A 12630-nucleotide genomic window follows, 5' to 3' on the forward strand; every position below is an offset into this window, starting at 1 on the left:
ACCAAAATTTTATGAAACTTCAAATGATAGCGTGTGCAGTTGCAATCGCGACTGGTGGTTTATTTTTCACTCATACCATAAATGAGGCATTTGCGGCGACTGAGGCACCTGTCGTTTCAACGGTAATCAAGCCATCACAAGAGCAGGCATTGGTTGCACGTCAGTTAGCCACATTGGTAGATCGTCAACATTATTTAAATATGCGCCTAGACGCAGCAACGTCAAACCGTGTTTTGAATATGTATCTGGATAGTCTTGATCCAGATCATTCATTATTTCTAAACGGTGAAGTTGAAGAATATCAAAAGAAATATGGTTCGAATTTTGGTAGTTCGTTAAAAGCAGGTAACTTGACTGGACCTTACGCGATTCATGCGCAATATCGTGACCGTTTGAAACAGTTTTATGAGTTTATGTTGGCAGAATTGAAAAAGCCGCAGAACTTAAATCAGAAAGATGTTTATCTCGATACCGATCGTGAAAAAGCTCCGTATTTCAAAACAGCTGCTGAGCAACAAGATCACTGGCAAAAAATGCTGGTCTCACAGTTGATCAATTTAACCATCAGCAAAGAAGAAGAACAAGCGAAGCAAAAAGCTTTAAAAGCAGATCCATCATTGGCCAATGGTCAAGATTTGACGGGACCAGAAGATCTAACACCAGTGCAAACGCTAACCAAGCGTTATACCCGTCAGTTGGAGCGTATTGGTCGTGTGAAGAGTGATGATGTGCTAGAGAAGACATTGAATGCAATGTTAGCAACTTACGATCCGCACAGTAACTATTATCCACCGATTGATGCGATGGAGCTAAATCGTCAGACCACCTTACAATTAGAGGGGATTGGTGTTTCGATCCGTCCTGAACGTGGTAATGAAGACTACACCAAGATTGAGACCATCGTTGAAGGTGGTCCAGCCAGTAAATCGGGTCAGGTGAAATCAGGAGATCGTATCATTGGTGTCGCTCAAGATGGCGAGAAAATGGTGGATGTGATTGGTTGGCCGAGTTCGGAAATTGTAGGACTGATTCGTGGTAAACGTGGTACTAAAGTGGTGGTACGCTTATTGGGTGCTGGTGCATCGATGAGTCAAGCCCGTAATGTGACTTTAACCCGTGACATCATTCAAGAAGAAGATGCAGGAGTTCGTTCACGTACGGTTGAGATTACCCGTGACGGTAAAAAACATCTGTTTGGTGTGATTGAAATTCCGTCTTTCTACTTTGACTATCGTTCACGTCGTGCGGGGACTGAATACCGCTCAGTTTCTGAAGATACTGCCAAAGCGCTAGATTCGCTCAAAGCGCAAAAGGTAGAAGGCATCTTGGTCGACTTGCGTAATGACCCAGGGGGTTCACTCGAAGAGGTTGCACGTATGCTCGGTCAGGTGATCAAGTCTGGTCCTGTGGTGCAAATCCGTGATGGTAACGGTAATGTGAATGTGTTTGAAGATACTGATGGCGGGGAACAAATCTATGCAGGCCCAATGGCGGTATTGGTTAATTTAGCATCGGCTTCTGCAAGTGAAATTTATTCTGCTGCGATTCAGGATTATGAGCGCGGTATTATCATTGGTAGTACGACTACAGGTAAAGGCACAGCACAGGTTCAATTAGACTCTTTGGCTTATGGTCAGGCAACATTGACGCAACGTAAGTTCTACCGTATTACAGGCGGAAGTACCCAAAACAAAGGTGTGATTCCAGATATCAAATTGGTTGATATTTATAATGAAGAGTTTGGTGAGCGTAAAGCAAAAAATGCATTGAAGTGGGATACTATTCCAACAGCACCATTCAAACGTGAAGGCTCAGTACAGCCTTACGTTGCCAAATTGACACAATCATCTGAACAACGTGTTGCTGCAGACTCTCAATTTAAATATTTAGAAGCACGTAAAGCGATTGCTAAGAAAACCTCTGACCAGAAGAAAGTGGTATTAGATATTAATCAACGTCGTGCCGAGTTGATTGATCTTGAGAAGCAAACTTTGAATGCAGAGAATCAGCGCCGTACTGCAACAGGTCTAGCACCATATGCGAATTGGGAGAGTTATCAAGCATCTATTGATGCATTGGTTGAATCTCGAGCTAAAATGAAAGCACACTTGCGTCCGCCATTACCTGAAGAAGAGACCTTCATCAATGAAGCAGCAAATGTCTTGTTAGATTATTCGAAGTTGCAAACTCGCTAAGATTGACGTGATTTGATGAGTAAAAAAGCCCTGTATAACAGGGCTTTTTTATTTATGATTCAGTCAACTTAATTGACACGGATCCAGATTTGGCTACGTCCTAAGACTGAGACGCCAACATAACCACGTAAGTGCAAACGTTGTCCATTGGAACTGAGTTTGGCAGTTAAGCTATAAACACGACCACTGTTTGGATCAAGGATTTTTCCCCCAGTGTAGCTGAGATCCTTTTTATGTTTTAGCTTGGTAATGGCATTTAAACCTAAAATTGGCTTATTGGTGTAAGGGGCAGGGCAGCCTGTACAAATTTCTTTCGGTGTATAACCTGTACGTGGAGTAATTTTGATAATTTTACCAGTATAAGAACCATCAGCTTCTTGGGTAATTTCAACTTGTCCTTTGGGAGCGCCAGTCACATCATCAACGCTTTGCCAGATACCAGCAATGTCTTGAGCAAAAGCAAAATGACTGAGTGTAAATAAGAAGAGAGAAGAAATCAGTTTTGTGGACATGTTCATGCGAGAGCCTCCTTGCTGCCATGGTTGTCCTGCTATTATTTCGGATTTCTAATTTGAGATTCAATCATTATTTTACACTTGTAAATTTTTAATAATTGAAGTTTCAATTATTTTTTATATTGAAATTAAAAAAGCTTCTTCATGCTATGAAGAAGCTTTTAGCTAGAACCGAGATCAATTTGATCAGAGAGAAGTGCGTATTAAGGCTCTAAATTTTATTAATGTTACTCAGCACGAATCCAGATCTGATTACGACCCAATGCAGACACACCGAGATAACCACGTAAGTGTAAACGCTTACCATTGGCGCTGAGTTTGGCTTTCATACTATAAACTTTGCCTGAATTTGGATCTAAAATACGGCCATTGGTATAGTTCAAGCCTTCGCTGTATTTCAACCCAGTTACCACATCTAAACCAACGATTGGTTTATTGGTATAAGGTGCAGGACAATCGACACAGGTTTCTTTTGGTGTATAGCCTGTGCGCGGTGTAATTTTAACTACTTTGCCTGCATAAGTTCCATTTGCTTCTTTGCGAATTTCAACCAATGCTTTTGGTGCCCCTGTCTTGTCATCAATACTTTGCCAGAGCCCCGTAATATCCTCTGCAAAAGTAAAACTGCTCACCGCAGATAAAAGTAACGCACTTAATAATTGTTTGCCCATCATTAAAAATCCTTTTAACGTTTAAGCTTACATTATGGCGGATATATGACAACTAGTTCAATCTTTATGTGATATCTGCGGCAAATTTTAAGATAAAGATAGAATAAAGGTTGGGAGCCAAATGGCTGTAAATACGCCATTTACCGCCATACCAAAGGCGGCATAACGGCCTGTGACAGGACCACGTTGCCATGCCTGAGCTGTACCAATTGCATGCGCAGCTAAACCTAGCGCCAGACCAGAAGCACGCTCATCATGGATATGTTTTAAAATCCAAGGGGAGAATGCAGCACCAATCACGCCTGATAAAATAACAATCAAGGTTACCATCATCAAAGGGGCATGTAGTAGGGTGGCGATGTTCAAGGCAATTGGGGTGGTTACAGCACGGGTTGCAAAGGCCATAATCGTTGGCTCAGACATGTGCAGTAAATACGCCAGTCCCATCGGTAGGGCAACAGCACTGATACTGGCAAAGCATAAAATCCCTATCATCGATTTTAGCGGAAGATCATCGTAACGCATTGCAGCTAAAGGGATGGCTAAGGCTACAGTGACGTAGCCGAGTAGGTGATTGAATACACCGTTCACGTTATCCATATACTGTTGATACGGGATACCGAATAGAGCCAAGAATGCAATGACAATAAACATGCCGAATACAATTAGGGGAATTTGAGGCATTTTTTGATTGAGCGGTTTGGCTATAAGGTAACTGATAAACGTAATGATGAAGCCATAGATAACCATCGACATAGATCAGCTCCTTATAACCAACGCTTCGCCATTTTGGCATAAATCCATAATGGCAATAATGTGCTAAACGTTAAGATAAATAAAAATGCAGGGATTTCTTTGCCCATATGTACCAGCATAATTAATGAACCTGCACAGATAGGTAGAAAAGCAAATGCACTTTCTTTTAAGATTTTGTTGTTGGTATCAATCAGGCGATTGGAGATTTTTCTAAAGCGTCTCCAGATCAACAATGTTGCTAATAAGCTAATCAGTCCGACTAGATTCCCCAATTCAGGATGACCAAAAGCTTGTGTGATCGCGACAGCCCCTTCACGATAGACAATGATTAATAAAATCGTGCCAAACCAAGCTGTCCAATCAATATTTTTCATTTTCTTTTTACTCTCGTCTATTCGAACGATGGCTGATCGCAATTGCAATTAAGGTATTGGATGATCGATCTCAAATTCTTCCAAAGGCCGTTGAAAGAAGGAAGCTTTTTTTCCAAGAATTTCGTCTAATGGTAAATGAGCCTGTTTAATGATTTGTTCCAGTTTCTGTGGGGCAATGCATACTGATACATGTAGATCACCTTGCTCATCATAACGTTCAGATTGAATCACATTTAGGGTGTAAAGTTGTGTACGCAGTTTACCGTAAGCTGGTTTTAACACGAGGTCAAACTGTTGTAATTGTCCCATCAGACATTGTTGAACTGCTTGGCTGAGTAATTCAAGTCCTTGCCCCGAATGCGCAGAGACATAAACCCGATCAGGGGCATCAGCAGTTTTATAAATGATTTTGGCGGCATCACCACTGAGATCAATTTTATTGTAGACATGCAAAATGGGGGCATCAGCACCGATTTCTTTGAGGACCGACTCTACCGCTTCAATTTGTTCAGGCATGTTGGGGCTGCTACTATCAATGACGTGTAGTAGCAAGGTTGCTTCTAATGTTTCTTCCAAGGTGGCTTTGAACGACTCGACCAGATCATGTTGTAGGTTACGAACGAAGCCTACAGTATCTGCCAGTACGACCGTGCCTACACCATCCCAGTCTAAACGGCGCAGGGTTGGGTCGAGGGTCGCAAACAGTTGATCGGCAGCATAAACATCACTTTTGGCTAGGAGATTAAATAAAGTCGATTTTCCTGCATTGGTATAACCCACCAAAGAGATGGTTGGAATGGCAGCTTTTTGACGTGCAGCACGACCTTGCAATCGAGTCTGTTGTACTTTAACCAGTTTGTCTTTGAGTTGAGTAATTCTGACACGGATTAAACGGCGATCAGTTTCCAGTTGTGATTCACCAGGACCACGTAGTCCGATACCGCCTTTTTGTTGTTCGAGATTACCTGTAAAACCACGAATTAAACGCGTAGATAAATGTTTGAGCTGAGCCAATTCAACCTGTAATTTACCCTCGTGAGTTCTAGCACGTAAGGCGAAAATATCTAGGATTAAACCAGTGCGGTCAATCACGCGACATTTGAGAATTCGTTCTAGATTACGTTCTTGTGCAGGTGAGAGCGAATGGTCGAAAATCACCAATTCGGCTTCAAGACTTTGGACCAGTTCTGCAATCTCATCCACTTTACCCGAACCGATGAAAAACTTAGGATCAGGTTTGTTACGTTGTACTGATAGGTGTTCAAGGATTTCAGCACCTGCGGATTGGGCGAGTAATTGAAACTCTTCAGCGTCAAGATCATCGAGAAGTTGAACGGATACACTGACTAAAATTGCTCGTTCACCACTTTGACGCTGCTCAAAATTTTCCACGCTGCTCTGAAATCCTTATTTTTAAAATCTTATTCTAGAATAAACTTCAAGCAAAGGGCAAAGACTTAGTGGATTTATATGACATTACGACGTAAAAGTTCAATGAATCCAACTAATGTACCCATATACAAAATTGACCACCCTAGAAACATTCTTAAAGCATAACCATAAGGGATGGTGGTTTGTGGCTCAGATGTCGTGCTTTGCTGGTTCATCACATCACCTTTTAATCTGTAAAATCGATTTATTTATAATATTTGATCTAATAAAGCTTTTAAAATTGAAAAAATTTATGCTCTCATTCGTTTTTTGTTATTAAGGAAACTTCTACAAGCTGATATCGGCATGATATAACAAGACTAATCCAATGCACACGTGCATACATGCGTACGGTTTTAAGAATTTATGACTCAACAAGCAACAACAGTAAATAACACACCTTTAAGTCTGTTTTCGAAATTTAGTTTATACAGTAAAAAATTAGCCTCAGGTCTGGAGACGATTGGTGAAGGCTTCTATCTCATTTACCGTCATGGCTTATATAAAGATCCGAATAATCCAGTAAATACACGTTATGTACAGTATTTCTGCCGTCGTTTGTGTGAAGTCTTTAATATTGAAGTCCAAGTTCATGGCACCATTCCACGTGAACCAGCCTTATGGGTAAGTAACCATATTTCTTGGTTAGATGTGGCTGTGTTGGGCTCAGGCGCGCGCATCTTTTTCTTGGCCAAAGCCGAAGTTGAAAAATGGCCTATTCTAGGCAATTTGGCAAAGGGTGGTGGCACTTTATTTATTAAGCGTGGCTCAGGGGATTCTATTCGGATTCGTGAGCAAATTGCTGAATTTTTAAAACAAGATATTCCTGTATTGTTCTTTCCTGAAGCAACCACAACCGATGGTAGTAAAGTCAAAAAAGTACATGGTCGTTTATTAGGTGCTGCAATTGAAGCACAACGCCCTGTACAAATTTGTGTAATTTGCTATGTCAACCAACAAGGAGAGTTGGATTTGGTGGCGCCGTTTATTGGTGAGATGTCTTTTGCAGAACATGTGCAACGCGTTTTGGAAATGCCTCAAGTTACCGCCCATTTAATGACTTTGCCTGCAATTCCTGTGGAAGGTCATACGGTTGAGAGCCTGACTAAGGAAGTAGATCGTCAAATGCGAGCTGGTTTGGAGCGCTTACAGCGAAAAGTACTGTCAGTATTGCCAGAAGGCATAGCAACTACATAAATCCTTCAATTGGCAGCCATGAAATTACTTTCATGCCTGCTCTTTGCCACCATTTCATCTTGGGTTCTTTGGTGTAGATTAAAGGACCTTGTGGTGTTTCACGTTGCCAAGTAATTTTTTTATTGGCATCCAAAACCAAGCGATAGGCATAAGTCTTCAAGTTCTGATCCATCGTAGCATGTACTGCTTGCGCCAATGGTGGACTATTGAGTAATACACCAATCTCGGTGTTCAAATAAGCTGAACGTGGATCAAAATTAAAAGAACCAATAAAGACTTGTTTTTCATCGAGCGCCATGAGTTTGGCATGAAGACTCGAACGACTTAAACCCTTGATATTGACCTTGGCTTTTTTCGCAAGTTCTTCTGTATGCTTATCTAGGTCACTTTTGTCTAAAGCGGGTAGAAACTCATATAGTTGTACGCCATTTTCCAGCAGTTCTTGGCGGTATTTACCATAAAATGCATGCACGACTGCAACGTCATTGGCTTTGAATGAATTGGTCAATACTCGGACTTCGATCCCATCTTGTGCTAAATCACTTAAAATTTTGGTGCCTTTCTTTTCTGGAACAAAATAAGCAGAAATTAAATCGATATTCTTTTCAGGCTGTTCTAAATGATTAATCAGCTGGAAGTTAAGATGTTCTTCTTTTTTAGCTTTAGATTTAATTTTATCTGGTGAGTCCTTGACCACTTCAGCTTTGACCCAGTCGAGTGAAATATCCCGATTCATGAGTGAATCGACAGCTTGGGAGTGACTGGTTAAATCTAAATAGTTTTGTACAGTGATCCTTTTATAGTGCGCATCCAGTTGCTCTTTAAGACTCTCATAGCTTAAACGGTGGGCACTTTGTTTCACCACTTCTCGTACATCGTAGGCATATTCATGATTCCAGTAATCATCAAATGATTTGGAAATATCATTTACAGCCGTGCCGAATAGCATCACATCCACATCAGAGAATTGATAAGTATCACTGACATTGTAATATTGATTGGTCATATTTCGACCACCAATTAAAGCCACCTGATGGTCGGCAATAAAGCTCTTATTGTGCATGCGACGATTGATGCGTTTTAAGTCCAGAACCATATCCAGCGCACGATATTTGCGGAAACGGTATGGATTAAATAATTTCACTTCAATATTGGGATGTTGTGCTAAAGCTAAAAAAATGCCTTCCGTATGCTTGGCATTATTATCATCAATCAATAATCGAACCCTAACTCCACGATCTGCAGCTCGGATGAGTGCGTGTAAGGCCAAGGCACCAACTTTGTCGTTATCCCAAATATAATATTGTAAATCTAATGTTTTTTCTGCTTTATCAATTAAACGAAGCCGAGCTGCAAGTGCTTCTAAAGGTTCATATAAAACGTGATAACCCGTGAGCTCGGGGTGCTGTTCTTGTAGGGGGCGAATAACTTGTGCTAAAGATGTCTGTGAGGTGTCAATTTGTGTTGTTGTTTGAATGACAGGTTCGATTTTATGTTTAGGCAGGGTACTACAACCAGTAACGGTCAATGCAATTGAGCAATAAATCGCAATCATACTTTTATTGTAAGCGGTTGTACTTATCTTTGTATGTTTGCTATTTAAATGAGAAAATTGCGTCATAATCGTTACTGATTAAAAGTTGGGCTCGAGTATACCATTTCATCGAAAAAGATAAATATAAGATGAGATGTATGTCCCTAAAGTGAAATTAATGAGGGCTGTAATGTCGAATTCAGATACTATTATTATTGGTTTTTACCTTATTTTTGCCATTCTGGCGCTTTGGGCATTAATTCAGGCTTGGATTCACCAAGCTCGTACAGAAACGATCCATCCTTTTAAAGCCTTCGTACATTTGCTGGCTTTTTATCTTTCTTATTTATTGCTTCCACTCTGTTTTTTTAGTCTATATGCCGGTTGGGTTGGATATTACAGCTTACATCAAGCGGGCTTTATTTTTTTACTGAGCAGCGTGTTGGTCTATGCTCGTTTTATTGAACCCCATCAAATTCATGTTAAACACCACCAGTATCGACTCAATTCAGAACGTGAATTTACACGACCGATTAAAGTCGCTTTAGTTGCAGATATGCATGTGGGGTTATTTTCAGGGCATGAGCGCCAATTGAAAAGTATTGTGAAAAAGCTGAATCAGGAGCAGCCTGATTTTGTGGTCGTAGCAGGTGATTGGACCTACGAACCTGAAAACCGCTTGGTACAAGAGCTCGAGGTTTTAAAGCAAATTCAGGCACCCGTTTATTCGGTTCCTGGTAACCATGATGAACAATATCCTGGTCCTCCGATTCAAGCACTGTTAGGTCGGGCACTTGAACAAAATAATGTGGTTGATATTGAAGGTAAGATTGTCGATTTTGATGAATTTCGTTTGATTGGGATTGGTGATTTATGGGCGGGTAAGGCCAATATGCGCTTTATGCCCGATTTACCTCAAGATAAACCTTGGCTGATTCTGTCACATAACCCCGATACTGTAGATATGGTGCCAGAACTACCAACACGCCCATTAATGCTGTCGGGGCATACACATGGTGGGCAGATCGAACTACCGTGGATCACCAGTTATATTATGAAACGTGTTTCAATTTTGGGACACAAGAAAGGTTTCTATAGCCATGAACATGCCGATGTTTTTGTCACGGTTGGAACGGGAATGGTTGGTGTACCATTTAGATTTCGGGTTCCACCAACGATCGATATCATTGAACTGATTTAAATAAAAAAACCGACTCAATTAAAGTCGGTTTTTTATCGTGATGAGCATTTATGGGATAATGATGACATTCACTCGACGGTTGCTGGCGCGGTTTTCATCTGATGTATTGGCTACAAAAGGTTGGCTTGAACCACGACCCACTACAGTTAAGTTATTTGGCTTAAAGCCTTGAGCGACAAAAATTGTTGAAACGCTTTGAGCACGCTCTTCAGAAAGTTTTTGGTTGTATTCTGGATTACCAATATCATCGGTATGCCCCACAATTTTTAATTTCTGTAAATCATATTTATTTAGTTGAGTTGCCAGGCGAACAATTTCTTTTTGATGTTCAGGTTTGATTTCTGCCTTATTAAAATCAAATAATAAACGTTCAGGTAGACCCAATGACCAACCTTCATCTGTCAGAACGAAACCTTCTTTCTTCAGCATTTTGACCTGACGATATTTCAATGGGCCAAAACTCAAGCAGCCAGCCAATGTTAGGCAGAGCAACGCAATAAATGAAATTTTAATGGTGTGAGTGCGCATAACATGTCCTAAATTTCTGGTTTATAAAGAAACCAATGTGGGTTTAAATTTTTAGCTTTATACATGGCTTGATCGGCTTGCATGATTAAATCCTCTGGATTTTCTGCAAACTGAGAAAAAGCAACCCCTAAGCTAAAACCGAAATGAATCATTTGTCCGTTAAACGCTAAAGGCTGTTCACAACTTGCGAGAACACCTTCAGCGATTGTTGTTAAATGGTCAGTATGATGGATAGAATGTAAAATGATGGCAAACTCGTCACCGCCTAAACGAGCAATGAAATCCTCATGGCGAACCGATAGTCTTAAACGAGATGCCATTTCTTTTAAAACCGCATCCCCAGCTAAATGCCCATACTCATCATTAATCACTTTAAACTTGTTATTGTCGATAAATAGTAAGGCAGAGTTGTGACGATATTGGGGGTTTTCAAAAATATTAAATAACTCTTGATAAAAATAATGACGATTCGGCAAGCTCGTCAGTTGATCATGATGGGCTTGGAATGAAAGTTGACGATTTTCTTTTTGCAAATGGGTATGCCAAATTTGAATTTCTTCTAATAGTTCATTAAATACTGTATTTAAATTTTGAAATTCATGAATATGGTTATTTGGAAAACGTAAATTATAGGCCTTTTGATCACTGACCAATTGTGCAATATGGGTAAGTGGTTTGATTGCTTGCATAATTTGGCGATAGGTAATATTTACCGACCACAATAAAGCAATCACAATGAAGAACATTGAAATCGCAAGACCAATAATAATGGTCTTTAAAAAGTGCAAGATATTCTCAGAGCTACCATACAATACGAGTTCGCCAACTTTTTTCTTATGATGTACGACCATCAATTTAATTGGATCATGTAAAAACCATCGATCCATTAAATCTTGCATGACAGAGGTATGTGCAACTTTTTTAGTACTTTCAGCTAATAATTGCTGTTGAGGATCATAAACATGAATACTGCGAATCGCATGCTCGCTAGTATAGTCATCCAGAATCTGATCAATCGCACCTTTATCTTTAAACACGACAGCAGGCTGAACACGCTCCAAAACAGTTTGACTTAAAAGTTGTAAATTCTGTTTCGCATAAGTTTCCATGGTGAACATAGAAATTGTGGCGAATGTAAAAGAACAAATTACGAAAGTAATGGCAAAGATTGCAAACTGAGATTTGCGGAATAATGCGTGCAAGGACGTTGATTGATATAAATTAGAAATCATCATGTTCACCCTGCATTCTTTGCTAAAAGTAAAACACGAGGATCAATATGTACTTTGGAATAACTTAACGCATCCAAATTTACCTTAAACGTAGAAAAGGTCCTCTTATTATATAAGCAGAAAATACTACCAATCTCACAAGCTGGATTGTTGGTACTCAATGAAAGTAATGATTTTGACGGATAAGCCTGAATCAAGTTTTGTTGTTGCTGAGGTGATGTTGTTGTAAAGTAGGCAACATGACATTCTGTTTTTGGAAAATCTTTGGCACTTACTGCCTGAACTTGATACTCATAAGATAATTGGCGAATGTTGGTTTGAAACTGACTAGCAGCATCCTGATTGTCGATGACACAAATAGTTGGACGATTTGTATTCGACCATTTGCTGTAACTTAATATAGATAAAGCCAACTCATAGAAGTTATGCGTTGAAATGGCATAGCAAAGCGGGCTCGCAGCAAACAATGCAGCAAGTAATATAGAACGAGCTTTTTTACTATCAAACCGTATTTTCAATCAAAAGTGCCAAAAAATGTGAAGCAAGAGACATATTCTACTGGACTTAATTGTTTAAAAAAAGTTCTTAACTACAAAGAAAAGGCATTAAAAGTAACTGTTGCGTTCAAAAAACACGCACTCGAATAAAAAAGATTGAAAAGGGGGTTGTGTCTGTCCTGAAATACTGTAGAATGCACATCCATCGGCGGTGATGCAGATAAAAACTTGTTGAGAAACAAGGATTTGGCTAGAAAGGTTAGATTCTTGGTTTGATTGATAAGTTTGCTAAATATCTAAATTACCTGTTGACTTTGAAGAAATTTAGAGTAATATAGCCGACCTAGCTTGATGATGACGAATCATCGAGAAGATCATTAAGAGAATAGAAGAACAACTTGTGTGGATTTTTACTGATTGATCGATCGAAAATATTTCATTGATTGAATGGTAAAAATTTCTCGAAGTTTATTTGAGCGAATTTTTAGTCAGAAAATTG

General features: G+C 39.8%; 13 protein-coding genes. 3 read left to right on the forward strand and 10 right to left on the reverse strand.

The features are described 5' to 3' along the window. The first annotated feature begins 11 nt into the window (after window positions 1–11). Window positions 12–2195 (forward strand): carboxy terminal-processing peptidase, encoded by a 2184-nt coding sequence (locus F3J02_RS09740; protein ID WP_167248761.1) that lies wholly within the window; start codon window positions 12–14, stop codon window positions 2193–2195. Between the two features lie 68 nt (window positions 2196–2263). Here the strand turns inward: F3J02_RS09740 and F3J02_RS09745 are convergent, their stop codons facing one another. The 6 genes from F3J02_RS09745 to F3J02_RS09770 form a co-directional block, all read right to left on the reverse strand. Continuing rightward, complete coding sequence (locus tag F3J02_RS09745) at window positions 2264–2713, reverse strand: DUF2147 domain-containing protein (RefSeq protein WP_167248763.1); 450 nt, start codon at window positions 2711–2713, stop codon at window positions 2264–2266. A gap of 224 nt (window positions 2714–2937) precedes the next feature. After that, window positions 2938–3381, reverse strand: a complete 444-nt coding sequence (locus F3J02_RS09750) for a DUF2147 domain-containing protein (RefSeq protein ID WP_167248850.1) — start codon at window positions 3379–3381, stop codon at window positions 2938–2940. Between the two features lie 87 nt (window positions 3382–3468). Then, on the reverse strand, window positions 3469–4137 hold the full coding sequence (locus tag F3J02_RS09755) for an LrgB family protein (protein ID WP_167248765.1): 669 nt from the start codon (window positions 4135–4137) through the stop codon (window positions 3469–3471). 11 nt (window positions 4138–4148) lie between these two features. Further along, window positions 4149–4511 carry a hypothetical protein gene (locus F3J02_RS09760; RefSeq protein ID WP_167248767.1) on the reverse strand — a complete coding sequence of 121 codons (363 nt, stop codon included), beginning with the start codon at window positions 4509–4511 and terminating at the stop codon, window positions 4149–4151. 48 nt (window positions 4512–4559) lie between these two features. Continuing rightward, window positions 4560–5903 (reverse strand): ribosome rescue GTPase HflX, encoded by a 1344-nt coding sequence (hflX, locus tag F3J02_RS09765; protein ID WP_167248769.1) that lies wholly within the window; start codon window positions 5901–5903, stop codon window positions 4560–4562. A 74-nt stretch (window positions 5904–5977) separates the two neighbouring features. Further along, window positions 5978–6118: a hypothetical protein gene (locus tag F3J02_RS09770; protein ID WP_004804260.1), complete on the reverse strand. Its 141-nt coding sequence runs from the start codon at window positions 6116–6118 to the stop codon at window positions 5978–5980. A 190-nt stretch (window positions 6119–6308) separates the two neighbouring features. On the opposite strand from F3J02_RS09770, the gene F3J02_RS09775 reads away from it, so the two are divergent. Further along, complete coding sequence (locus F3J02_RS09775) at window positions 6309–7139, forward strand: lysophospholipid acyltransferase family protein (protein ID WP_167248771.1); 831 nt, start codon at window positions 6309–6311, stop codon at window positions 7137–7139. Here the strand turns inward: F3J02_RS09775 and F3J02_RS09780 are convergent. Then, window positions 7132–8694 carry a phospholipase D family protein gene (locus tag F3J02_RS09780; RefSeq protein ID WP_416224645.1) on the reverse strand — a complete coding sequence of 521 codons (1563 nt, stop codon included), beginning with the start codon at window positions 8692–8694 and terminating at the stop codon, window positions 7132–7134. The genes F3J02_RS09775 and F3J02_RS09780 overlap by 8 nt on opposite strands. 169 nt (window positions 8695–8863) lie before the next feature. On the opposite strand from F3J02_RS09780, the gene F3J02_RS09785 reads away from it, so the two are divergent. Then, window positions 8864–9874 carry a metallophosphoesterase gene (locus F3J02_RS09785; RefSeq protein WP_167248775.1) on the forward strand — a complete coding sequence of 337 codons (1011 nt, stop codon included), beginning with the start codon at window positions 8864–8866 and terminating at the stop codon, window positions 9872–9874. 48 nt (window positions 9875–9922) lie between these two features. On the opposite strand, the gene F3J02_RS09790 is transcribed toward F3J02_RS09785, so the two are convergent. Genes F3J02_RS09790 through F3J02_RS09800 form a run of 3 tightly spaced genes read right to left on the reverse strand, consistent with a single transcriptional unit; the run spans window position 9923 to window position 12152 of the window. Continuing rightward, window positions 9923–10402 (reverse strand): OmpA family protein, encoded by a 480-nt coding sequence (locus tag F3J02_RS09790; protein ID WP_167248777.1) that lies wholly within the window; start codon window positions 10400–10402, stop codon window positions 9923–9925. Window positions 10403–10410: 8 nt separating this feature from the next. Further along, window positions 10411–11634, reverse strand: coding sequence for a diguanylate cyclase domain-containing protein (locus F3J02_RS09795; protein ID WP_167248859.1), 1224 nt, complete (start codon window positions 11632–11634; stop codon window positions 10411–10413). 5 nt (window positions 11635–11639) lie between these two features. Then, complete coding sequence (locus F3J02_RS09800) at window positions 11640–12152, reverse strand: YfiR family protein (protein WP_171526069.1); 513 nt, start codon at window positions 12150–12152, stop codon at window positions 11640–11642. Window positions 12153–12630 lie beyond the last annotated feature (478 nt).

This window comes from Acinetobacter sp. Tr-809, assembly GCF_011753255.1.
Classification (GTDB): domain Bacteria; phylum Pseudomonadota; class Gammaproteobacteria; order Pseudomonadales; family Moraxellaceae; genus Acinetobacter.